This window comes from Stutzerimonas sp. NM35, from assembly GCF_054604355.1.
The window spans coordinates 2,425,501-2,448,261 of the sequence record NZ_CM137728.1 but is presented as its reverse complement, the minus strand read 5'-3'; the positions used below and the strand labels follow the sequence as shown (position 1 = coordinate 2,448,261).

Genomic DNA, 22,761 nt, shown 5'->3' with positions numbered 1-22,761 from the left:
ACAAGGGGTCGCATGTTCAAGCCTGGTCGTCTTTCTCGTGTCTACTTTCCCGACGGCTGCTCTCGGCAGCATTTTGCCTGCGATATCGAATACAGCGTGCACAATGATCCGAACAGGGGGCAGGTGCTGCAGGTCAGCATGCGTGGTGAGGTGGATGGCAAGCCCTTCGCCGAGGTATTCGAGCTGCACCGCGACGTCGCCTACAATGTTTTCAGCACCATTGCGCGGGTAGCCGTGCGCCACGGTCTGTGCCTGCCGGGCGGGCCGGTGCTGCATGGGCGCAGCGACTACGATGCGATGTTCGCCGATATCCGCAGCAAGCTGAGCCTGCTGTCGGGCGAGCCGCTGCCCTGGTAAGGCGGTCGCTTCCTTGGTCTTTCAGCCGCGTACCCAGCGCTGGCGCGCCCATCCACTGAGCGCATCGACCGCCAGCACCATCAGCAGCATGGCAAGGATCACCGTCGAGGCCTGGGCTTCCTGGAACAGGCTCAGGCTCATGTAGAGCATCTGCCCCAGACCGCCCGCACCGACGAAGCCGAGCACGCTGGCCATGCGGATATTGTTTTCCCAGCGGTACAGCGTATAGGCCACCAGCTGCGGCCAGAGCATGGGCAGGGTGCCGTAGCAGAACGCGGCGATGCGCCCGCTGCCGGCCAGCCGCAAGGCCTCGGCGGGCGCTCCGGGGGTGTTTTCCAGGGCTTCGGCGAACAGCCTGCCCAGGACGCCGGCGGTGTGCAGCGCCAGCGCCAGGGTGCCGGCATTCGGCCCCAGCCCGGCGGCCAGCACCATCAGCGCGGCCCAGACCAGCTCCGGGATGGCGCGCAGGGCATTGAGCAGCAACCGCGCGCCGCCCTTGGCGACCAGGCCGAAACGACCGGCGGCGGGCAACGCCAGCAGCAGGCCGAGCAGCGCCGCCAATAGCGTGCCGATGGCCGACATCGCCAGGGTTTCCAGGGTGCCATAGCCGATGGCTCGCAGATGACCGGTCGACAGGTCCGGGCTGAGGAAGCCCGAGGCATAGCTGGCCATCTGGCCCAGCCCGTCCCGGCTGATCAGGGCGCTGGCTTCGAGCTGCAGCCAGGCGAAGGAACCGATCACGGCGGCGATCAGCAATAGCGGCAGGGCGTAGCGCGACAGCGATTTCACACGAACCTCCGCCGCAGCAACTGGCTGAGCAGATCGGCCAGCAATACCAGCAGCAGGAAGGTCAGCAGCATGCTCGCCACCTCGCCGCCGGCGAACATGCGCATCGACAGGTCCATCTGCTGGCCGAGGCCGCCGGCGCCGACGAAGCCCATTACCACCGAGGCGCGGATCGCGCATTCCCAGCGGTAGACCGTGTACGACAGCATCTCGCCCGAGGCCTGCGGCAGCACGGCGTAGGCGAAAGCCTGCAGGCGTGTGCTGCCGGCGCCGAGCAGTGCGCGGGTCGGCAGCGGATCGACCGACTCGAAGATTTCCGCATAGACCTTGCCGAGCATGCCGGCGTAGGTGATGGCGATGGCCAGCACCCCGGCGGTAGGGCCGAGGCCGACGGCGCGGACGAACAGCAGCGCCCAGACGATTTCCGGCACGCTGCGCAGGATGATCAGCAGGCCACGCACCGGCCAGCGCAGCGCCTGCGCCCAACGTCGTGGACGCCCCCCTCGGCTGAGCGCGGAAATCGACAGGGCGCGGGTGGCGAGCAGCGCGCAGGGCAGCGCGACGGCCAGCGCCAGGGCCATGCCGGCGGTGGCGATGGCCAGGGTTTCCAGCGTCGCCTGCCAGAGCAGGGTGAGAAAATCGCGACCATGCTCGGGCGGCCAGAAGGCCGAGAGGAAGGCGCCCATGGTGTCGGCGTTGCTGCCATCGAAGAGCACGCCGATATCCAGCTCGCTCAGCGACAGTCCCGGCCACAGCAGTGCCAGTGCCAGTACGGTCAGCAGCAGGCGCGAGGTGGCGGCGGGGTCGCGCGGGGCGAGGGCGGGATTCAGCATCGTGGAATGAGCAGGGTCTGCTGCAGCTGGGTCTCGACGGCAACGGTGCCGGTCAGTTGCTCGTTGGCATAGAGCGCATCGAGTTCGGCCTGGCTGACTTCCGTGGATGGCTTGTCGAACAGGATGCGTCCGCCCCGTACGCCGATCACGCGCGGGAAGTGTTCCAGTGCCAGCTCCACCGCGTGCAGGCTGGCGAGCAGCGTGGCCTGGCGGCGGGCGGCTTCGCGGTTGAGGATGTTCAGCGACCAGCTGGCCAGCACCGGGTCCATGGCCGAGACCGGCTCGTCGGCGAGCATCAGTTCGGGCGCCTGGTACAGCACCCGCGCGATGCCCACACGCTGCAGCTGGCCACCGGAGAGCTGGTCGCAGCGCTGGTAGAGCTTGTCGGCCAGGTCCAGCCGGCTCAGCGCCTCGGCAGCGCCCTGTCGGTCCAGCGGATAGAGCAGGCTGAGCAGGCTGCGGCCCAGCGACCATTGGCCAAGCCGCCCGGCCAGCACCGAGGTGATGACCCGTTGCCGGGGCGGCAGGGGCGGCGCCTGGTGGATCAGGCCGATACGAGTACGCACGTTTTGTCGGGCGCTGACAGACAGCGACCAGGGCTCGCAATCGAGTAGCGTGAACTGTCCGGCGTGCGGCTGCAGATGGGTCGCCAGCAGGCGCAGCAGCGTCGTCTTGCCGGCCCCGGAAGGGCCGATGATGGCGACGCGCTCGCCTCTGTCGACCTGAAGGTCGATGCCCTGCAGCGCTGCCTGGCCGTTGGCGTGGGCATAGCCCACGCCGGACAGGCGTAGCGTCACTTCAGCAGGCCGGCGGCGCGGGCTGCTTCTTCGATGCCTTCGTAGTTCTCCGGGCGGGTCTCGATGAAACGGCTGGCGGCCTGCAGGTCGAGGATCGCCTTGTGCTCGGGGTTGGCCGGATCGAGGGCAAGGAAGGCTGCCTTGATCTTTGCAGTCAGTTCCGGGTCGAGGCTACCGCGCACGGTCCAGTTGTAGTCGTAGTAGGGCGGGGTGGTGGAAATCACCCGTACCTTGTCTGTATCGACCTTGCCGGCCTCGACCAGCTTGTCCCAGACGGAGGCATTGAGCACGCCGGCATCTGCCTTGCCGGCCTCGACCCAGGCCGCGGTGGCGTCATGCGCGCCGGAATAGGCGATGCGCTTGAAGAACTGCTCGGGGTCGATGCCGTCCTTGAGCATGAAATAGCGCGGCATCAGGCTGCCGGACGTGGACGATACGGAGCCGAAAGCAAAGGTCTTGCCCTTGAGGTCCTGAAGCGTTTTCACCTCGGGGTTGGCGGTGATGAATTTGCTGGTGAACTTCTCGTCCTGCTCGCGCTGCACCAGCGGGATCGCATCGCCGGTTTTCAGGCGGGTCTGGACGAAGGTGAAACCACCCAGCCAGGCCAGGTCGAGACGATCGGAGGCGAGGGATTCGACCACGGCGGCGTAGTCGGAAACCGGCGTGAATTTCACCGGCATGCCCAGTTCTTTCTCCAGATATTTGCCCAGCGGCTCGAACTTGCGGATCAGTTCGGTCGGGGCTTCGTCGGGAATGGCCGACACGCGGAGGGTCTCGGCGGCATGAGCGGTGGCAAAGGAAAGGGAAACAGCAAGGCCGGCAACGGCTGCCAAGGTGCGCTTTATCATTGTGGTTCTCCGGTTAAATAGCGGAAAAAGCGCGGCGATTATAGGGCTACATGGGTGTCTGGGGGCAACAGGCTGCACGGAGCATGCGGGACGCTCGGTAGGCACATGAAATCAAATCTTGCACTCAGGAATGCAAGTCGATGGATTGTTTTTTGCTGTCGCATCTACCATGAGTCTTCTTTGGCAACCTACCGACACCATGACCCTTCTGATAGCGTTTGCTGTCCTGTCCATTTGCGTATCCTTTCTCTGTTCCATCCTCGAGGCTGCGCTGCTTTCCATCACTCCCAGCTTCATTGCCAGCCAAAAGGTCGAAAAGCCCAGGCTCTACGGGCGCCTGAAAAACCTGAAAGATCAGGTCGATCAGCCGCTGGCGGCGATCCTTACGCTCAATACCGTTGCGCATACCGTGGGCGCGACAGGCGTCGGCGCGCAGGTCACGGTGGTGTTCGGTGATGGTTACCTGGGGCTTGCATCGGCGGTCATGACCATTCTGATCCTGGTCCTGTCGGAAATCCTGCCGAAGTCGATCGGTGCCCGTTACTGGCGGCAACTTGCACCCTATCTGCCCTCGTTGCTTGGCGCGATGATCCTGCTGCTTAAGCCTTTCATCCTGTTGTCCGATCAGATCATGCGGATGTTTGCCGGGAAGGCCCCCACGCATGACGTGCGTGAGGAAATCAAGGCGCTGACTGTTCTCGGTCGCGAAGTCGGTGAGCTGGACGAGGATGAGCAGCGCGTCATCAGCAATATCCTCGATCTGCACGAGATCAAGGTGCGAGCAGTCATGACCCCGAGAACCGTCTGCGAGTTCGTATCGCCGGATGAGACGGTTGCCGCTGTGAAGCAGAAGATTCGCCACAGTCAGTTTTCGCGCTACCCGGTCATTGGCGAGGGCGAGACGCCCCTGGGCGTGATCTTCCGCTACGACGCGCTGGCAGTGGAAGACGACAGTCTGCCGGTTTCCAGCCTTGTCAAACCGCTCAAGGTCGTTCACGAAACGGCCAATGTCGAGCAGTTGATGACTCAACTCATGCAGGAGCGTCAGCATATGTGCCTCGTGTACGACGAGTTCGGCGGTTGGCAGGGATTGGTGACCCTTGAAGACATCATTGAAACCATCATCGGCAAACCGATACTCGACGAAACCGACGACATTCCCAACATGCGCCGTTTCGCCAAGCGCCGCTGGGAACACCGGATCAAGGCGACTCGCTGAGGACTTTACGGGCGACGACTTGGCGGTCTGCGCCTGCGCGGCGCTAGAATCCTCATCCCCAGCCTTCGAGGAGTTGCGTCATGTCCGATCTGCCTTCCATTGCCTTCGCCGGTATCGGCCTGATGGGCTTGCGCATGTGCCGCCGGCTGCTGGCCGCCGGTTATCCATTGACGGTCTGGAACCGCTCGCCGGACAAATGCGCGCCCCTCGTCGAGGCGGGCGCGCGGCAGGCGAACAGCCCCGCCGAACTCTGCGCTGCAGCCGATATCGTGCTGCTGTGCCTGGCCGATACCGCCGTGGTGCGCGAGGTGGTGTTCGGCCCGGGCGGCATCGTTGAAGGCGCCCGAGCGGGGCAATTGCTGGTCGATCACTCCAGCCTGGAGCCTGCCGCCACCCGTGCGATGGCTGCTGAGCTGGAATCGCGTGGCGGCATGCGTTGGGTCGATGCGCCGGTTTCAGGTGGCACAGCAGGGGCCGAGGCGGGCAGCCTGGCGATCATGGCCGGTGGGCGTACCGAGGATATCGAGCGAGTACAGCCCGTGCTGATGAACCTGGGCCAGCGTCTGACCCGCATGGGCGAGATCGGCGCCGGCCAGGTGACCAAGGCCTGCAACCAGATGATCGTCGCCTGCAACGCGCTGGTGATTGCCGAAGTGGTGGCGCTGGCCGAGCGTTCGGGTGTCGATGCCAGCCTGATCGCGCCGGCGCTGGCCGGTGGCTTTGCCGATTCGAAGCCGCTGCAGATTCTCGCGCCGCAGATGGCCAGCAGCGAGTTCGAACCGATCAAGTGGCACGTGCGTACCCTGCTCAAGGATCTGGACACCGCCGTGCAGCTGTCTCGCGAAGAAGGCAGCGCCACACCCATGACCGGCCTGGCGGCACAGCTGATGCGCCTGCATGGCAGCCAGGGCCATCTTGACCGTGACCCGGCCACGCTGGTGCGGATGTACCGGGAGCATGACGTATGAAGATCGCTGCCAATCTGTCCATGTTGTTTGGCGAACTGCCGCTGGCCGAGCGTGTGCTGGCCGCGAAGGTGGCCGGCTTCGATGGCGTGGAGATCCAGTTTCCCTACGAATTGCCGGCCATCCGCCTGAAGGAGTCGCTCGAACGCGCCGACGCGCCGCTGGTGCTGATCAACCTGCCGGCGGGCGACCTGTTGCAGGGCGGCGCCGGGCTGGCGGCGGTTCCGGCATGTCAGGAGGCATTCGACGCGGCCCTGCAGGAAGCCCTGACCTATGCGGCCATGACCCGGCCCCTGTGCGTGAACGTGTTGCCGGGCCGGCTGGCCGAGGGCGTCAGCCGCGAGCAGGCGCTGACGACCTTGGCCGACAACCTGCGCAAGAGCGCCGAAGCCTTTGCGCCGCTGGGCATCGGCGTGCTCTGCGAGGCGATCAATCCGCTGGACATGCCGGGCTTTCTGATCAACACCCCTGAGCATCTGCTGGAACTGCTGGAGCGGGTCGATCACCCCAACTGCCGGGCTCAGCTGGATCTTTATCATATGGCGCGGCAGGAACTGGATATTGCTGCTGGCATTCGACTGCTGGGCCAGCGCATTGGCCATGTGCAGTTTGCCGACTGCCCCGGGCGTGGCGCGCCTGGTTCCGGCCAGGTGGCATTCGCGCCTCTGCTCGAAGCGCTGCAGACGGTCGGCTACGACGGCTGGCTGGCTGCCGAATACCGCCCCGGCGAGCAGGGGACGGCGGCAAGTCTGGGTTGGCTGGCGCAATGGCGGCAGGAATAACAGGCCTGTTGGAAAGACCCATTGCGCGGCATAAGTGGGGCTGATGGTCACAGACAGGCGGCTGACCGCGCTTTAGAGTCATGCTCGGACACCGACCGATAACAATAAATCGAGAGCGACGTCATGCAGCAATCCACCCAAGCCGCCAATGCCTGGCGCGTGTTGTTCCTGCTGTTCCTGGCGAACCTGTTCAATTTCTTCGATCGCACCATCCCTGCGATCATCAACGAGCCGATTCGCCTGGAATGGAACCTCAACGACTTCCAGTTGGGGCTTATCGGCACCGCCTTCACCATTGTTTACGCCATCGCCGGCTTGCCGCTGGGGCGCATGGCCGATAACGGCTCGCGGCGCAAGATCATGGGCTGGGGCCTGACGGCCTGGAGCGGGCTGACGGCGGTCAACGGTCTGGCGTGGAATTTCTGGAGCTTTCTGCTGGTGCGCATGGGCGTCGGCATTGGCGAGGCCAGCTACGCCCCTGCCGCCAACTCGCTGATCGGTGATCTGTTCCCGGCGCACAAGCGCGCCCGCGCCATGGGCATTTTCATGCTCGGTTTGCCGTTCGGCCTGCTGCTGGCCTTTTTCAGTATCGGCTGGATGGTTCAGGTCTTCGATAGCTGGCGTGCGCCTTTCTTTATCGCGGCAGTGCCGGGGTTGATCCTGGCGGTGTTCATTTTCCTGATCAAGGAACCGCAGCGCGGCGCGGCGGAAGCGGTGAAGATTTCCCAGGCGCGCATCGAGCGCCCGATACGCAAGGTGCTGGCGATACGCACGTTCTGGTGGCTGGTGATGGCCGGCCTGGCATTCAACTTCGCTACTTATGCTTGCAACGCCTTCATGGTGCCGATGTTGATGCGCTACTTCGCCGTGCCGCTGGTGGAAGCCTCGGTGGCGACCGGGGTGATCGTCGGTGTGACCGGGCTGTTCGGTCTGACCCTCGGTGGCTGGGTCGCCGACCGCATCCATGCACGCTTCGAGCGTGGCCGCCTGCTGTTCGCCACCGCGAGCATGCTGGTGGCCAGTCTGTGTACCGGCTACGCACTGTTCGCCGGGCAGATTGCCGTTGGCCTGTTCGTCGCGGTGTTCAGCATCGGCTGGTTGTTCGCCTACAACTTCTACACCTGCGTCTATACCGCTATCCAGGACGTGGTCGAGCCGCGCCTGCGCGCCACCGCCATGGCGCTGTTCTTCGCTGGTCTGTATCTGCTGGGCGGCGGCATGGGCACTGTGGTGGTGGGACTGCTCTCTGATCATTTCGCCCACGCGGCGATGCTTGCGGCGGGCGCCAGCGAAATGAGCGAGGCGTTCCGCGCGGTCGGTCTGCACGATGCCATGTACCTGATCCCCGCAACCCTGCTGCTGACCATGGTGTTTCTGTTCTGCGCTTCGCGGAGTTTTTGCCAGGATGCCAAACGGATGACCGCCGGCATGGCCGCGAGTGCCGAGCAGGCCGAGGCGGTGCCGAGCTGAGGATGCATCATGGAATTTGTGACCGGTTAGGCTCAGGCTGATTGGCCAGGGTTTAGGGCCGGGAAGAGTGCTTGAGGGCTCTTCTCTTCGTTGCTGATGCTAAGGGCCTTAATGCGTTCATTCTCCGCGAGGAATACTGTTTTTTTCGGGCGATATGCTCGCTTTCTGCACCGCGTTCCCCTTTGGCTTGCTTATTGGCGAGCTTGGGGAGGCCAAGCGGGGGACTATCTCGGCGGTGCCGGTCGTTGGCCGTTCAGCGCCCACAAGCTGAGAGAAGTAGCGGAGGCTCATTTTCACACCGTCCTCTTCGCACGCTGCAAGGGTGCACTTCCGCGCATGGGGCGGCTCCTTTCAAACCCCAGAAGCCGCCTCTACGAGTCGAACCACCGCTGGTTGCGTACACTGCCAACGGCCACTCGGCACCGTGGATACCAACTAGATCCTATCATTTCGGCTTTTAGAGCCCCAGAAGAATCCGGCTACACCGCGTGGCTAAACCAGCCGCGCCAATATCCTGGCCGCAAGAGGAGTTCGCATTATGCCAATGCACAACCCACCTCACCCTGGCGAAGCGTTACGTGAAGACGTGCTGCCGACCTTGGGTATGACGAAGGCGGAGCTGGCTGAACACCTGGAATATCCCGTCGAGCGGCTTGAAGTCGTGCTGAACTGCTGCGCCCCAATTAACACCGATCTGGCTCAATGCCTGGAGCTGGCCGGACTGGGCAGCGCCAGAACCTGGCTGGCAGAACAAGCCGCTTACGACTTGTGGCGGTCGCAACACTAGAGCCAGTTCCTTTCTGCAAAGGCATCACATCTATGGGGGGAAAGATTCCGGCTGTACCAGATGGCGGCGCCGCGGTACCTGGTACAACCAGAGCAGCAAGGGCACCTCTCCAAGCCAGAATTGGACAGTGAGCCGAATAGCCGGCATTATCAGCTCACCAAATGAGCCGAATAAGCCCGCTAATCGGCTCACAGACGAGCAGCCACATGAATGACCCTTGCTGGATCTGGCAGCAGATCAACTGGCCGAACTTCACTTGGCAAACCGACGCGCTTGCTCCGCAGCTGCGTGCCTGCGCCCATGCACAAGGGCGCTTGCTGGGCATGCTTGGCGCCGTGGGAAGTGACACACAAGTGCAGAGCAGCTTGGATGCCATGCTGCAGAACATCGTTACGTCGTCAGCCATCGAAGGCGAACAACTGAATGTTGGTTCGGTGCGTTCCTCACTGGCCAGGCGCCTGGGTTTGAACGAAGCTGGTCGCACGACACCGCGCTCGGAAGGGCTGGCAGAGCTACTGATTGATGCCACCCAAGAATGTCAGTCATCTCTAGATTTGCCGCGCTTGCTCAACTGGCATTGCTGGCTGTTTCCAGTCGATGAGAATCTATCGGCTCGACCTCTGCGCATTGGCGAGCTGCGTGGTGAGGAACCGATGCAGGTCGTGTCTGGCCGGATCGATCAGCCGACTGTTCACTTCGAAGCACCGCCACGCGACGGGCTGGATCAGCAACTGACGGACTTCCTCGCTTGGTTCGAGAACAGCCGCAACGATGCAGACCTCGATCCGTTGCTGCGAGCTGGCGTTGCTCACTTCTGGTTCGTCACCCTCCATCCGTTCGATGACGGCAATGGCCGGCTTACACGAGCCATCACCGATATGGCCCTGGCGCAAAGCGACCAGCAGGCCATCCGCTTCTACGCCATGTCGGCGAGTATCCTAGACGACCGCGCCGGCTATTACCGCATCCTCGAAGCCAGCCAGAAAGGCACGCTGGATATCACCGTCTGGCTGCAGTGGTTTCTCGGCACACTGCTCAAGAGCTTGGAGCAGGCCCTTACCCGCATCGACCATGTGCTGGCCAAGGCGCGCTTCTGGCAGGCGCACCGTGGTCACGCCCTGTCAGCCGAGCAAATCAAAGTGCTCAACCGCCTGCTCGATGGCGGCGAGCGCGGCTTCGAAAACGGCATCAGCGCCGCCCAGTACCAGGCCGTGGCCAAGGTTTCCAAAGCTACTGCTACCCGCCATCTGGGCGATCTTCTTGAAAAAGGCTGCATCGTGCGTCTGCCAGGCGGCGGGCGTAGTACCCGCTATCAAGTTAATAGCCCAGGCAACACCGCCATCTGAGAGCCACTCGTAAGCTTCCTGTGCGAGCCCAGTCCGTTCCTCGGCCCTTTTTGCCACCGTTTATCTCTAGCTCGCGAGATCGTAAACAGCTTCTGAAGCCTCGTCCCCTTCTTGCATAGAGCCATATCCGGCGGCCCGTATCCCAAAACAAGTAGAGCTACCGCCTCTGGTGGTAGCCAAGGTCATTGCCATGCCTTTCCAAGCAAGCGCTTTCGACCCGCGCGCCTTTCGCCGTGCCCTGGGCAATTTCGCCACCGGCGTAACCATCGTCACCGCCGCCACACCCGACGGTGCCAAGGCGGGCGTCACTGCCAACAGTTTCAACTCGGTATCGCTGGAACCGCCGCTGGTGCTCTGGAGCATCGACAAACGTTCGGGCAGCTGCGTCCTGCCCGCACACACATCTGCTCGGCTCCAAGGTGCTTGTAGGTATTACCTGAGTGCTGGAGCGTACCTCCGAAAGTGGCTGCGTGCTGGCCCTCCCCTGAACGAAGCGCTACGGTGGAGGTCATCTGAGACCCGCCAGCATGGGCCGGGGCAAGCGATTCGGGGAAGTCTCATGGCTTACAGGTTGCATCTTCGGGATACCGCTGGCGGCGTGCGCAAGGTCGCTCACCAGCGTATCGACAAGGCCATGGCTGCGCTGAGCGTGCCGGAGTCCGGCTATGGCGTGCACCAGGCGCGCAAGCGTTTCAAGGAATTGCGTGCCCTGCTGCGTCTGGTGCGCAAGCCGCTGGGCGTGGTGTTCAAGCCGCACAGCGAGCGGCTGCGCGATCTGGGCCGTGTACTGGCGCAGGCTCGTGATGCCGGCGCCATGCTGGAAAGCTGGGATCTGCTGGCCAAGCGTTTTCCTGAGCCCTTCGCCGAGGCCGGTTTCAGGAAGGTTCGCCAGCGGCTGGCGGCGCGTGCACGAGGCGAGCATGCCGAGGCAGGCCTCGATGAGCGGATTGCCGAGGTCATCGCCCAGTTGCGCGTCATCCACGAGGGCATCGATGACTGGCCTTTGCAGGAGCAGGGTTTCGATCTGTTGCGTGCCGGTATCGAGCGCACCTACGCCGATGGCTGTACGGAGCTGGCCAAGGCGCGGTTCGATCGCAGCGCCGAGCAGTTGCATGAGTGGCGCAAGCGGGTCAAGGATCACTGGTATCAGACCCAGTTGATGACACCGATCTGGCCATCGCTGATGCGCTTGCGCAGCCAGTCGTTGAAACAGCTGGCGGATAGGCTGGGTGACGATCACGACCTGGCGATGATGCGGCAGCTGATGCAGTTGCAGCCCGCGCTGTTCGGCGACGAGTCGCTGCATGAGCGCCTTGGCAAGGCTATCGAGCAGCGTCGTGGCGAGCTACAGGAGGCTGCGTTCCAGCTGGGTGACGAGCTCTACCTGGAATCACCCGAGAAGCTGGTGGCGCGCTGGCGTCGCTACTGGCAGGCGGCGGGCTGAGCCGCCTCCGCGTCAGTGGGCCGTAAAAATGCAGCTTGCGTAGGGCGGATCAACGCTTCACCGATCCGCCGGACGGAGATTGCGGCGCGTGAAATGCTGAGGCTTGCACGTCGGATCAGGCCTCGCCCCCGGATTACGCCTACGGCTAATCCAGGCGGCCTGTCAGGCGGCGGCACTGTTCACTTCATGTATATGCAGCATCTTTTCCAGCTCGCCGCGAATCAGCGCGTCCTCGCAGCCGGGCAGGTATTCGCGCAGCTTGCGGATGACCCATTGCTGGCCCTTGTCGACGAAGGGCAGGCGCTCGTCCAGTGACTCGATGGCCATCGCCTTGCCGTAGAAGGCCCCGGTTTCCCGGTTGGGTTCGATAGCCAGGTGCTTGAGGCAGTTGAGCACCAGCTTGCAACTGTCGACTTCGCCCTGGCGAATCCGCTCCAGCAACGCGCGCTGCGCCGGGTCGCTGCATTGCTGCAGGCTTTCTCCGGCAACCTTGGCGCCGGCGCGTTCGGCGCTGAGCAGGTCCTGGAGCAGTTTCGCTTCGCCTTCCGGGGTGTTCAGGTAGTTCTGTTCGCTCATTGCGCGTCCTCCCGTTGCGATTGGCGTTACTGGCGCACGGGGCTCCGTGCGCCACGCCGTGGAATTACAGTTTCTTCGCGGAGATGATCTTCACCGGCGACAGCGGAACGTTCTGCATCATGTTGCGATTGCCGGTCGGCACCTGGGCGATCTGGTCGACTACCTCCATGCCGCGTACCACCTTGGCGAACACGGCATAGCCGAAGTCGCGGCTGCCATGATCGAGGAAGTCATTGTCGCGGTGATTGATGAAGAACTGGCTGGTGGCCGAATCGACGTTCTGCGTGCGGGCCATGGCCAGCGTGCCGCGGACGTTGTGCAGGCCGTTGTCGGCCTCGTTCTTGATCGGCGCTCTGGTGGACTTTTGCCCGAGGCCGTCATTGAAGCCGCCACCCTGGATCATGAAGCCGGGAATCACGCGATGGAACACGGTGTCGTCGTAGAAGCCGCTTTCCACATACTCAAGAAAGTTCTTCACGCTGATCGGCGCCTTTTCGGCCTCCAGCTCGATTTCTATTTCGCCCATGCTGGTGTTCAGCAGTACGTGCGGGTTGTCCGCCGCAAGCAGATTTCCGGCGAGCAGCAATGAGCAGGCGGCAAGTACGAGTCGTTTCATGGTGTAGTCCTGGTGTGGTTGGAAGCCTGGTTCAGCAGGTCGTTTTTCAACGGGCTGCCAGCCTGCCCGGTGCAGACTGTGATTGCGCATCGTACGTCTTGATCAGCTCGATGAGAATCTGTGTTGCCGGGCCGAGTGGCTTGTCGGGATTAGTGTAAAGGTAGAAAAGCGGGCGGCGAATGCTGCCCTGGATCAGTGGCAGCGGTTTGAGCAGGCCGTCTGCCAGTTCGCGCCCGATCATGTGCCTCGGCAGCCAGGCGAAACCCAGGCCGCTGCTGACGAAGGCCACCGAGGTGGCCAGGCTGCCTACGGTCCAGCGCTGCTCGGCGCCCAGCCAGCCGGCATCACGCGGCTGACGCTGGCCGGAGTCGCGTACCACCACCTGCATCTGGTTCTGCAGGTCCTGCACGCTGAGCTTGCGCTGGAGCTGGTGCAGCGGATGGTCGGCATGGGCGACGGCGATGAACTCGACGGTGCCCAGTTCCGTGCCCAGGTAGCCGGTGATGTCCAGTCCGGTGATGGCCAGATCGGCAGTGCCATCCTTGAGTACGTCCTCGACACCCGAGAGGACTTCCTCGCGCAGCCGTACCCGACAGCCACGGCTGCGCGGCATGAATTCGGTCAGCGCGCGAATCAGCTGGGCGTTGGGGTAGGCGGCGTCCACCACCAGCCGCACCTCGGCTTCCCAGCCCAGTTCCATGTGATGCGCCAGCTCTTCCAGCTGACCGGCCTGGCTCACCAGTTGCCGGGAACGGCGCAGCAGCACCTCGCCCGCCTCGGTGAGCACAGCCTTGCGCCCCTCGATGCGCAGCAGAGGGATGCCGAGCTGTTCCTGCATGCGCGCCACGGTGTAGCTGACCGAGGATTGCGAGCGATGCAGGACTTCGGCGGCCTGGGCGAAGCCGCCGTGGTCCACCACCGCCTGCAGGGTTCGCCACTGATCGAGGGTTACGCGGGGCACTTTCATTCCGTTGCTTTCCTGTTGCATCTGTCTGGTAGGCTGGCGTCCGCCTTAACGAGGAGCCGCACACAATGAAAAGAATCTGCTTCGCTGCGTTGGCCATCATCCCACTGAGCGCCCTGGCCGTCAGCTATCCGGTGGAAATGGAGCAGCAGCTCAATGGCACGGAGGTCCTGGCCAGCGCCTCGTCCATCGACCGTGACATGGCCGCACTGCACCTGCACAACCTCGGCGCCGCGCCGGTGGCCTGCAAGGCGGTGTTCCGCAACGGTCCCGAGGCGCCGCGTACCCGCCGCACCACGCTGCAGGCCGGCGAGCAGAGGGCGCTGACCGCCAAGTTCAAGCGTGATGTGATCCGCCTGCGCATCCAACTCGATTGCGAGGCGCAATAGCCGATGTCGCGTGCATAAAGACGCCTCTCGGCGGGCAGACGGGTTACTCTATGCGGCGTTTTCGACCCGTTTCCCGATCTGCCCGAGGTAATCCCCTTGTTTGACCAATTCGCCCTGCACGAACGCCTGCTCAAGGCGGTCGCCGAACTCAAATTCGTCGAGCCGACTCCCGTGCAGAGTGCGGCCATTCCGCCTGCGTTGGAAGGGCGTGATCTGCGTGTCACGGCGCAGACCGGCAGCGGCAAGACCGCGGCGTTTGTGCTGCCGATGCTCAACCGTCTGATCGGGGATGCCGTGGTGCGTACCGATGTGCGCGCGCTGATCCTGCTGCCGACCCGCGAGCTGGCGCAACAGACGCTCAAGGAAGTCGAGCGCTTCTCGCAGTTCACCTTCATCAAGTCGGCGATGATCACCGGTGGCGAGGACTTCAAGGTCCAGGCGGCGATCCTGCGCAAGGTACCGGACATCCTCATCGGCACGCCGGGACGGATGATCGAGCATCTCAATGCCGGCACCCTTATCCTCAAGGACGTGGAGCTGCTGATCCTCGACGAAGCCGACCGCATGCTCGACATGGGCTTCGCCGACGACGTGCAGCGCCTGGTGGGCGAATGCGCCAAGCGCCAGCAGACCCTGCTGTTCTCCGCCACCAGCGGTGGCGCCGCCCTGCGCGAGATGGCGGCCAGTGTGCTGCGTGACCCGCTGCACCTGCAACTCAACCGCGTCAGCGAGCTCAACGAAGGCACACGGCAGCAGATCATCACCGCCGAGAACGTCGAGCATAAGGAAAAGCTGGTGCACTGGCTGCTGGCCAACGAGACCTACAAGAAAGCCGTGATCTTCACCAACACCCGCGTGCAGGCCGATCGCCTGTACGGGCGGCTGGTGGCAGAGGGTGTGAAAGCCTTCGTGCTGCACGGTGACAAGGACCAGAAGGACCGCAAGCTGGCCATCGACCGTGTCAAGGAAGGCGGCATGAAGGTGCTGGTGGCCACCGATGTGGCGGCGCGCGGCCTGGATATCGAAGGGCTGGATCTGGTGATCAACTTCGACATGCCGCGCTCCGGCGACGAATACGTGCACCGCATCGGTCGCACCGGGCGCGCCGGCGCCGAAGGGCTGGCGATCTCGCTGATCTGTCATAACGACTGGAACCTGATGTCGAGCATCGAGCGCTACCTCAAGCAGCGCTTCGAGCATCGCGTGGTCAAGGGGCTGAAGGGCGGCTACATGGGCCCGAAGAATCTCAAGGCCTCAGGCAAGGCTGCGGGTACCAAGAAGAAAAAAGAAGACAAGAAAAAGGCGGGCGACAAGAAAGCCAAACCAGCCGCCAAGCGCCCGAAGAACGCCAAGCGTGAAGCCCCTTCGCAGGTGGTGAGCGGTGACGGCATGGCACCGCTCAAGCGCAAGAGGCCTGAAGGGCAATAACGGCCAGTTGCTCCCACCGCGGGGCCTGTTCAGCCGTAGGTCGGGTTAGCCGAAGGCATAACCCGACTGTTGCATCGCTCAGCGCTCCTTGGCTGGCGGTATATCCGCTTCCTTTTCGGCCTGCTCGATATGTTGCAGGCGCCGCTCATAGGCTTGGCATTCGTCGCCGAGTTCGTCCGCAGTCCGCTTGACCTCCATTTCCCGCAATTGCTCGTTGATCTCGGCGGCACGCTCCGGGTCGCGCTCGGTCAACTGCTCGACGCGCTCGGCCAGTTCCGCTGCCTTGTCGTTGATCTGGTCGGTGGTGCACTCGGCAAATACCGGCTGGCTTGCCATCAGGGCGGCTGCGAGAGGAATCATCAGGTATTTCATGGCTGCGCTCCTGTTAACGACCTGTACGGTGGATCATCGCGCTACTGCTTTGGTTCAGCCTTGAGCTGATCGAACCATGCCGGGATCGGCATGGTCCCTATAGCAGAGCCGCTGCCCTTGAGCGGCGACAAGCAACGGGAGAATGCTCATGACCTACAACTGGAGCCTGATGCTGCGCCTGCTGCAGGAAGCGCAGAAGCCCGGCAACGAACCCTTCACACCCCGCCAGTACGCCGAGGAACATGCGGTCGCGCTGGAGGACGGCGGCCAGCCGATGCCCAACCTCGATTCGCTCAAGGCTGATGCCCAGAACTACGAGAGCCTGCTGTTCGAGGGGGGGTTCATCGTATCGCGCCCCGAGGAGCAGGGCGGTAACGGCGAGAATTTCATCCTGACCGAACGTGGCCAGCGGTTGCTGGACATCCTCCAAGAGCGTGGGGCGGATGTCGGGTTGCGCCAGCAACTGGATGACAAGGGGCAGGCGGCGCTGGTGCCGGAAGTATTCGATGAACTGACCCGTTAAGCGAATCGCCCCGCACCAGGCGGGGCGATTCATCGTCGGTCAGAGCGGGCCTATGCTCGCGCAGGACTTGTTGCCCGCGTGCTTGCGCAGCACCGGCAGTTGCGGGCGTGCCTTGCCGCCGTTGACATCCAGCGACAGCGCGTAATCGTTCCACCAGGGCCCTGCCGCCCAGTAGGTGCTGGGGATGCAGTTCCGGCCTAGGTACTTCAGCAGGTTGTCGGTGGCGACTATTGCTGACGGTGAGTAGTCCGGCGCGCCGTGCTCGCCGATAAAACCCCGCAGTCTGTGCTTGCGCAGCCATTCGACGAAAGGCTTGGCGCGGTCGACGCCGGTGTTGGGGGCGTAGACGGCGCGGCGGTCCGCATAGGTTCCCGAGAAGTCCTTGTCCAGATACAGGTGCGCTTCGTACACCAGGTTGTTCTTCGGATCACGCATCCAGGGGTCGTTCACCAACCGGGTGTTGTAGGACGGCCAGTGATAGGCGCTGGACCAGCGATCCCCGGCGACATAGATCCAGCGCGTGCGATCGATCTCGCGGATGGCTTTCGACGCTGCCAGCGCGGCCTCGGGCCACTTGCCATTGGTGGAGTGCGGCTCGTTCATCAGGCCGTAGCCATATACCGCAGGGTGGTTGGCCACCTTCTGGGCGATACGCCGCCAGCTGTCGGCGAAGGTGCTGATCGGTACCTCGCGTGAGGCGATCAGCTTGCCGTAGTAACGGTAGTAGTTGTGCATGTCCAGGATGACCTGGACGTCGTGCTTGCGCGCATGATCGAGGGTGGTCATCAGCCGGCCCAGTTCTGCGGCATTGAGCTCGGTATTCAGCTTTGGCTGGATCCGCTCCCAGCGGAAGGGCAGGCGAACCAGCTTCATGCCCATATCGGCATAGCGTTTGAAGTCGGCTTCGCCAGGGTAGATGTAGTGGATCTGGTAGCGACCGGGCAGGCTGGCGCTGGCGCTGTTGCCGGCACTGAATTCGGCGCCGGCGAGGTTGACGCCCACCAGGTTGATCGGATTGCCCGGCGCCGTTGTGCCCTGCGAAGGCGAGCTGCTGCCAGGGATCGGCTGGCCGAAACCATTGCTGCTCACCGATAGGGTGCGCGGGTAACCTACGGCCTTGCCGTTGATGGCGCCGCCATCGACCAGCACCGTCATGTTGTCACCGGAGCGGTAGACGGTTTTCACGGTGCGGATCTGGCCGTCGGCGAACCTGACCTTCGCGCCCTTGTGGAAGGCGGCCAGGTTGGCGGAGGTGCTCTTGATGGAGAAGCCTGGGGAGGTCAGGTAGATGCCGCCGGTGAAGTCCTTGCCGTTGAATGCATTCAGGACAACCGTCAGCGATGTGTCTGGTGAAGGCGTGCCTGAGGGTGGCGCGAAGCCTGGTGCGGGTGTGCTCGGGGCGCTTGGAAGAGAGGCGGCGGTTCCGGCGAACAGCTTGTTGGGATGGCCGAGATTGCCGCTGATTGCGGCGCCCGTGAGCATCACGCTCATGTTGCTGCCGGAGAGGTAGATTGCATTGATGGTGCGAACCTGGCCGTCGGCCAGCCTGACCGAGGTGCCGGGCTTGAATGCCGCCCGGTTGGCGCTGGTGGCCGCCAACGAGAAGCCCGCGGACTTGCGCCATACACCATTGAGCCAGTCGCTATTGGTGAAGTTGTTGATCTGAGCTGCTTGCTGAACGTTCGCGGCGGCCTGTGTGGCCGGTGCGGCTGCGCTCACCGGGCTGATGCTGATGAGCCCGAACAGTGCACTCAGGGTGATGGCGCCGAACAGGCTTTTTCGCGAGCCTGACACTGCGTTGAGGAACATGCTTATCTCCGGAACTTGATACGACAAAAGGCCGTGCGCCTTTTAAAAAGTACGGAAGCAACCTGGGGTGATTCAACGAACGAAGCACTGACCCGATGCCGCCTGGTTTGCCTGAACGCATCCACATGGCGGAAGGTTCGTTGGCATGGATAGGCTTTATATAGATTTGCTCTGGGAAATTGAAATTAGCTTGGCGCCACTAATTCGACGGAAAGCCATGCATCCATAGCGATGCTGTCAATTGGCAGGTCATGACTGTTGCGGTCGTTTGTGTATTGTTCTTATAAGTTGCTGAAAAGCATCGTTTAAAATTTTCAGCTAGATGAGCCGTAATAATGGCGGCGGCTTTCTGCTCTGGAAAAGATACTGACGAGCGTCAGTTTCATTTTATTTCTTTCTATTACAGAGGCCTCAGGCGCTATCGTTTCTGTTCCAGGCTTTCTATGGTCAGCTCCAGGGCCTTGCGCATGTCCAGTCGGGCCGAACGTCCGATATCCCGGTCGTCCAGTTGATAGCCGCGCTCCGATGGCAGGATAGGTGCGGTCAGGTCGTCTGCTTCGGTGGGTTCGAAATCGCTGCCGCGGCCTATGGTCAGGGCGCTGCGGCGCAGCAGTTCACGCACCTGGGACGGCTCCAGGCGGGGGTTGATCGACAGCATTGCCGCCACGATGCCGGCCACCATGGGCGTGGCGTAGGAGGTGCCGCAATGCACCTCGCCGCGTTTGCCGGTTTCCAGCGTCGCGGCGCGGGTGCAGGCAGAGGCGGTGATGTCGACGCGCATGTCGACATTCGATGAAGGCCGCTTGGTGACGTATGCCGGGTCTTCCACCGGGATATCCCGCTTGTCGCTGCGCTGATGGCCGCCAACGACCAGCAACTGGTCGGTGATGAAGGAAGAGGGCAGGCGATAGTCGTCCTGACCGGATCGGGCTGAGCCGTTACCGGCGGAATTCACCACCAGCACCTGGGGATGCTCGCGGCGCAGCCAGAGGAAGAACTCTTCCAGCAGTTCTTCGTAGCCGCTCATGGCGATGCCGGAGCGGATCAGCGAATCGACTTCCTCGCCCTCGACATCCCGCGCACCAATGCGATGGATGCCCCAGCTCCAGTTGAGAATCCGCACGCCGTCCTCGACCAGGTTGACTGACGCGGCGATGTTCGCGGTGATGCCGGCATCGGAGTTGCGCTCGACGATCACCTGGTAGCCGGCGCTGACCGGCTCCAAGGCGCTGAGGAAACCGCTGTCGGCAGGCTCGTCGCTGCGTGCGGCGAGGATGCCGGTGACGGTGGTGCCATGCCCGGCAGGCGCGCCGGCATCCCTGGCGTAGACACAGGTTCGCGGCTTGCGCGGGTCGCAGTCGTCGATATAGGAGGAGAACTCGGGCGAATCGAAATCGACGTCGCGCTCGATGATGCCGATGCGCACCGGGTGGGCCTCGACCGGTGCCTGCTCGGACGGCAGTCGGTGCCGGTAGTAGTCCACGGCGTCGAGGAAGCGATTGGCGATCCACTCGCTGTTGCGCGGCTTTTCTTCCTGATCGCTTTCGATGGGCTCTTCAGCCCCGGACTCCTCGATCACCACCGCATCCACGCTCACCTCGTTGCCCAGCCGCAGTATCAGGGCATCGCGCTCGGTCAGGTTCCTGACCGGCAGGCGCAGCTGGTAGGTATTGAGGGGGGCGATGGCACCGACGACTTCGGCACCATATCTGTCGGCCAGGCGGCGCGACTCGTCCAGGCCATCGTATTTTTCCTCGATGATCAGGCTGACCAGGTCGAGGTAGGTGGTCAGCCCGTCCATGTTCTTCGCCACCTCGTCAGGGCTCGCCGCGATCACATGGCTGCCGTTCAGGGTCAGCCAGACCGGATTGCTGCGGCGCTTGCCCTGCTCCAGCCAGAGCGGCCCACTTTCATGCTCGGCCTTGCGCAGGGTCAGGCGTAGCTGACCATCATCACGACGCTCGGCCTCGACGGGCTTGCCGTTCAGCATCAGCCTCGGTTCACCCTTGGCCAGGCCTTCGCTGCGCAGGCAGAAGGTCAGCTCCTGGGTGGCAAACAGGTCGCCACAGCGCTGCAGATCCTTGAGCCTGAGAGGCTCGTCGGCAGCGCTTGCCAGGGGTGAACCCAAAACGAGCAGCAGGCTGCCCAGGCAGGCGAGCGAAAGTTTTTTCATGGGCGTCGTTGCAGGTAGTGCACGCTGAACAGCTCGCCGGAGTCGGTCCATTGGCCGCTGCAATCGAAGCCGGCGCTGCTGGCGAGATTGGAGAAGGACTCCAGGGTGTATTTGTAGGAATTCTCGGTATGCAGGCTTTCGCCGGAGTCGAAGTGAAACCGCTGGCCGTCGACGGATACGTCCTGCGCCTCGCGACTGATCAGGTGCATTTCGATGCGTGAGTCGTTTTCATTGAAGAAAGCGTGATGAGCGAAACGTGATGGATCGATGTCGCTGTTCAGTTCCCGGCGAATGCGTCGTAGCAGGTTGAGGTTGAACGCCGCCGTGACATGCGCGCGGTCGTTATAGGCCGCTTCGAGCACGTCGCGGTCCTTGACCAGGTCGACGCCAATCAGCACGCCGCCTCCGGGCGGAAGGATGTCGTGCAGGTGGCCGAGCAGTTTGCGTGCCTGCAGCGGCGTGAAGTTACCGATGCTGGAGCCGGGAAAGAACACCAGCGGCTGATGAATGGTGAAGTCGTTCGGAAGGGTCAGCTCATCCGAGAAATCGGCGCAGGCGGCATGGACTTCCAGCCACGGATAGTCGGCGGCCAGGCGCTGCGTGCTGGTGAGCAGGAACTGCTCCGAGATGTCGATGCCCAGATAACTGATCGGTCGCAGCCCTTCGAGCAGCAAACGCACCTTGCGGCTGGCACCGCTGCCCAGCTCGATCAGGTCGGTCTGTGGTCCGGCGATCTCACGGATGTCATTGGCCGCGCCGGCGAGAATCTGCTCTTCGGCGCGGGTCAGGTAGTACTCGGGCTGCAGGCATATCTGCTCGAAGAGCTCCGATCCACGCTGGTCATAGAAGAACTTCGGCGAGATATGTTTTGGCGAGGCCGCGAAACCAGCCAGCGTTTCATCACGCAGCGAAGCCTCGTGAGGTTGCTGGGTCTGGTCATGGAAATGCACGGCTAATGCCATCGTCATAGCTCCCTGGCCAGGCGTAGCCCGGCGAATTGCCAGCGCATGGCCGGCTGGAAAAAGTTGCGGTAGGTGGCGCGAATATGTGCCAGCGGTGTGGCGCAACAACCGCCGCGCAGCACCATCTGCCCGGACATGAACTTGCCGTTGTACTCGCCCAGGCTGCCTTCCAGTGGGCGGAAGCCGGGATAGGGCCGGTAGGCGCTGGCCGTCCATTCCCAGACATCCCCGAACAGCTGCGCCGGCCCTTCGCCGGGCGCAGCGGCAACGGGCTGCAGGTGATCGTTTTCAAGGAAGTTGCCCTGTCGGGGCAGGTCGCTGGCGGCCACTTCCCACTCGGCTTCGGTGGGCAGTCGGGCGCAGGCCCAGCGGGCATAGGCGTCCGCCTCATAGAAACTGATGTGGCAGACCGGCGCCTCCATATCCAGCGGTCGTAGCCCGCCAAGGGTCATTTCGTACCAGGCGCCGTCGTCGCGATGCCAATACAGCGGGGCGTTCCAGCCATGCTGACGGATATGCGCCCAGCCGTCGGACAGCCAGAGTTCACTGCGCGCATAACCGCCGTCGGCGATGAACGACAGGTATTCGCGATTGCTCACCAGTCGATCGGCCAGCTGGAAATCCTCGATGAACTGCCGGTGCCGCGGTGTCTCGCAATCGAAGGCGAAACCGCTGTCGTCGTGGCCGATATGGCGTACCCCGCCGCCAAAGTCGTGCCAGCGCAGGCGGTCATTCTGCGGCCTCGGTGCCGGCTTCAGATCGTTGCGATAGACCGGGTGCAGGGGGTTTTGCGCCAGGATGTGCTTGATGTCCATCAGCAGCAGCTCCTGATGCTGCTGTTCATGCTCCAGCCCCAGCTCGACCCGGCACAGGATTTCAGTGGCATGCTGCTGGGGAGGATTGGCCAGAAGCTCGCCCAGCGCCTGATCGACGTGATGGCGAAAGCGGTAGACGTCGTTCACGCCGGGCCGCGAAATCAGCCCGCGCTGGGCCCGCGGAAATGGCGTGCCGTGGGTTTCGTAGTAGGAATTGAACAAGTGGTCATAGGCCGCGTCGAGCGGCTTGTAGCCCGCCAGATAAGGCTTGAGCAAGAACGCCTCGAAGAACCAGCTGACGTGCGCCAGGTGCCATTTCGGCGGGCTGACGTCGGGCATGCTCTGGATGATGTAATCCTCGATCTGCAAGGGTGCGCAGATTGCTTCGCTGGCGGCGCGTACCTGCCGGAAGCGCTGCAGCAGGCGATCCGGTTCGGCGTGCGCCGGTTGCTGGTTTGGCTGTGCTGCCAGATTGCCCATCGGCGTTCCCCTGTTCGATG

23 protein-coding genes and 1 pseudogene are annotated in these 22,761 nt (G+C 63.1%); 12 read left to right on the top strand and 12 right to left on the bottom strand.

Annotated elements, in window-relative coordinates:
• Positions 1–12 precede the first annotated feature (12 nt).
• Positions 13–357 (top strand): DUF5064 family protein, encoded by a 345-nt coding sequence (locus ACYCFC_RS11370; protein ID WP_459651669.1) that lies wholly within the window; start codon positions 13–15, stop codon positions 355–357.
• A gap of 21 nt (positions 358–378) precedes the next feature.
• Here ACYCFC_RS11370 and phnE read toward each other — a convergent pair whose 3' ends face one another.
• Genes phnE through ACYCFC_RS11350 form a run of 4 tightly spaced genes read right to left on the bottom strand, consistent with a single transcriptional unit; the run spans position 379 to position 3,621 of the window.
• Complete coding sequence (phnE, locus tag ACYCFC_RS11365; protein WP_181083469.1) at positions 379–1,146, bottom strand: phosphonate ABC transporter, permease protein PhnE; 768 nt, start codon at positions 1,144–1,146, stop codon at positions 379–381.
• Positions 1,143–1,976 (bottom strand): PhnE/PtxC family ABC transporter permease, encoded by an 834-nt coding sequence (locus ACYCFC_RS11360; RefSeq protein ID WP_459651668.1) that lies wholly within the window; start codon positions 1,974–1,976, stop codon positions 1,143–1,145. Before ACYCFC_RS11360 ends, phnE begins: the two co-directional genes overlap by 4 nt.
• On the bottom strand, positions 1,970–2,773 hold the full coding sequence (locus ACYCFC_RS11355) for a phosphonate ABC transporter ATP-binding protein (RefSeq protein ID WP_459651667.1): 804 nt from the start codon (positions 2,771–2,773) through the stop codon (positions 1,970–1,972). Before ACYCFC_RS11355 ends, ACYCFC_RS11360 begins: the two co-directional genes overlap by 7 nt.
• Positions 2,770–3,621 (bottom strand): putative selenate ABC transporter substrate-binding protein, encoded by an 852-nt coding sequence (locus ACYCFC_RS11350; RefSeq protein ID WP_459651666.1) that lies wholly within the window; start codon positions 3,619–3,621, stop codon positions 2,770–2,772. The genes ACYCFC_RS11355 and ACYCFC_RS11350 overlap by 4 nt, the downstream gene beginning before the upstream one ends.
• A 199-nt stretch (positions 3,622–3,820) precedes the next feature.
• Here ACYCFC_RS11350 and ACYCFC_RS11345 point away from each other — a divergent pair, with 199 nt between their 5' ends.
• The 8 genes and pseudogenes from ACYCFC_RS11345 (at position 3,821) to ACYCFC_RS11310 (ending at position 11,634) form a co-directional block, all read left to right on the top strand.
• The gene (locus tag ACYCFC_RS11345; RefSeq protein ID WP_459651665.1) at positions 3,821–4,840 is read left to right on the top strand and encodes a CNNM domain-containing protein; all 1,020 of its coding nucleotides are present in this window, start codon (positions 3,821–3,823) and stop codon (positions 4,838–4,840) included.
• Positions 4,841–4,920: 80 nt separating this feature from the next.
• A complete protein-coding gene (locus tag ACYCFC_RS11340; protein ID WP_459651664.1) occupies positions 4,921–5,808 on the top strand; it encodes an NAD(P)-dependent oxidoreductase in 888 nt (295 codons plus the stop codon).
• Positions 5,805–6,587 (top strand): hydroxypyruvate isomerase family protein, encoded by a 783-nt coding sequence (locus ACYCFC_RS11335; protein ID WP_459651663.1) that lies wholly within the window; start codon positions 5,805–5,807, stop codon positions 6,585–6,587. Before ACYCFC_RS11340 ends, ACYCFC_RS11335 begins: the two co-directional genes overlap by 4 nt.
• A gap of 123 nt (positions 6,588–6,710) precedes the next feature.
• A complete protein-coding gene (locus ACYCFC_RS11330) occupies positions 6,711–8,057 on the top strand; it encodes a spinster family MFS transporter (RefSeq protein ID WP_459651662.1) in 1,347 nt (448 codons plus the stop codon).
• A 538-nt stretch (positions 8,058–8,595) separates the two neighbouring features.
• Complete coding sequence (locus ACYCFC_RS11325; RefSeq protein ID WP_181083453.1) at positions 8,596–8,844, top strand: HigA family addiction module antitoxin; 249 nt, start codon at positions 8,596–8,598, stop codon at positions 8,842–8,844.
• 206 nt (positions 8,845–9,050) lie between these two features.
• Positions 9,051–10,190 (top strand): Fic family protein, encoded by a 1,140-nt coding sequence (locus ACYCFC_RS11320; protein ID WP_459651661.1) that lies wholly within the window; start codon positions 9,051–9,053, stop codon positions 10,188–10,190.
• Between the two features lie 190 nt (positions 10,191–10,380).
• A pseudogene (locus ACYCFC_RS11315) lies at positions 10,381–10,572 on the top strand (flavin reductase family protein); the annotation flags it as partial.
• Between the two features lie 177 nt (positions 10,573–10,749).
• Positions 10,750–11,634: a CHAD domain-containing protein gene (locus tag ACYCFC_RS11310; RefSeq protein WP_459653981.1), complete on the top strand. Its 885-nt coding sequence runs from the start codon at positions 10,750–10,752 to the stop codon at positions 11,632–11,634.
• A gap of 162 nt (positions 11,635–11,796) precedes the next feature.
• Here ACYCFC_RS11310 and ACYCFC_RS11305 read toward each other — a convergent pair whose 3' ends face one another.
• From ACYCFC_RS11305 to ACYCFC_RS11295, 3 genes are all read right to left on the bottom strand, one after another.
• Entirely contained in the window at positions 11,797–12,210 is a 414-nt protein-coding gene (locus tag ACYCFC_RS11305; protein ID WP_181083449.1) for a DUF6306 domain-containing protein, read from the bottom strand.
• A gap of 64 nt (positions 12,211–12,274) precedes the next feature.
• Positions 12,275–12,826 carry a peptidylprolyl isomerase gene (locus ACYCFC_RS11300; RefSeq protein WP_181083448.1) on the bottom strand — a complete coding sequence of 184 codons (552 nt, stop codon included), beginning with the start codon at positions 12,824–12,826 and terminating at the stop codon, positions 12,275–12,277.
• A gap of 46 nt (positions 12,827–12,872) precedes the next feature.
• Positions 12,873–13,793: a LysR family transcriptional regulator gene (locus tag ACYCFC_RS11295; RefSeq protein ID WP_459651660.1), complete on the bottom strand. Its 921-nt coding sequence runs from the start codon at positions 13,791–13,793 to the stop codon at positions 12,873–12,875.
• Between the two features lie 65 nt (positions 13,794–13,858).
• Between ACYCFC_RS11295 and ACYCFC_RS11290 the strand changes: the two genes are divergently transcribed.
• Complete coding sequence (locus ACYCFC_RS11290; RefSeq protein ID WP_459651659.1) at positions 13,859–14,179, top strand: 3-phosphoglycerate kinase; 321 nt, start codon at positions 13,859–13,861, stop codon at positions 14,177–14,179.
• A 96-nt stretch (positions 14,180–14,275) separates the two neighbouring features.
• Positions 14,276–15,607 carry a DEAD/DEAH box helicase gene (locus ACYCFC_RS11285; RefSeq protein ID WP_459651658.1) on the top strand — a complete coding sequence of 444 codons (1,332 nt, stop codon included), beginning with the start codon at positions 14,276–14,278 and terminating at the stop codon, positions 15,605–15,607.
• 78 nt (positions 15,608–15,685) lie between these two features.
• Here ACYCFC_RS11285 and ACYCFC_RS11280 read toward each other — a convergent pair whose 3' ends face one another.
• Positions 15,686–15,979, bottom strand: coding sequence for a hypothetical protein (locus tag ACYCFC_RS11280; RefSeq protein ID WP_459651657.1), 294 nt, complete (start codon positions 15,977–15,979; stop codon positions 15,686–15,688).
• Positions 15,980–16,127: 148 nt separating this feature from the next.
• Here ACYCFC_RS11280 and ACYCFC_RS11275 point away from each other — a divergent pair, with 148 nt between their 5' ends.
• Positions 16,128–16,502: a transcriptional regulator gene (locus ACYCFC_RS11275; RefSeq protein WP_181083438.1), complete on the top strand. Its 375-nt coding sequence runs from the start codon at positions 16,128–16,130 to the stop codon at positions 16,500–16,502.
• A 39-nt stretch (positions 16,503–16,541) separates the two neighbouring features.
• Here the strand turns inward: ACYCFC_RS11275 and ACYCFC_RS11270 are convergent, their stop codons facing one another.
• From ACYCFC_RS11270 to egtB, 4 genes are all read right to left on the bottom strand, one after another.
• Entirely contained in the window at positions 16,542–18,311 is a 1,770-nt protein-coding gene (locus tag ACYCFC_RS11270; RefSeq protein ID WP_459651656.1) for a glycoside hydrolase family 5 protein, read from the bottom strand.
• Between the two features lie 418 nt (positions 18,312–18,729).
• Positions 18,730–20,484, bottom strand: a complete 1,755-nt coding sequence (locus ACYCFC_RS11265; RefSeq protein WP_459651655.1) for a S8/S53 family peptidase — start codon at positions 20,482–20,484, stop codon at positions 18,730–18,732.
• On the bottom strand, positions 20,481–21,446 hold the full coding sequence (gene egtD, locus ACYCFC_RS11260; RefSeq protein WP_459651654.1) for an L-histidine N(alpha)-methyltransferase: 966 nt from the start codon (positions 21,444–21,446) through the stop codon (positions 20,481–20,483). Before egtD ends, ACYCFC_RS11265 begins: the two co-directional genes overlap by 4 nt.
• Positions 21,447–21,448: 2 nt before the next feature.
• Positions 21,449–22,741, bottom strand: a complete 1,293-nt coding sequence (gene egtB / locus ACYCFC_RS11255; RefSeq protein ID WP_459651653.1) for an ergothioneine biosynthesis protein EgtB — start codon at positions 22,739–22,741, stop codon at positions 21,449–21,451.
• Between the last annotated feature and the right edge of the window lie 20 nt (positions 22,742–22,761).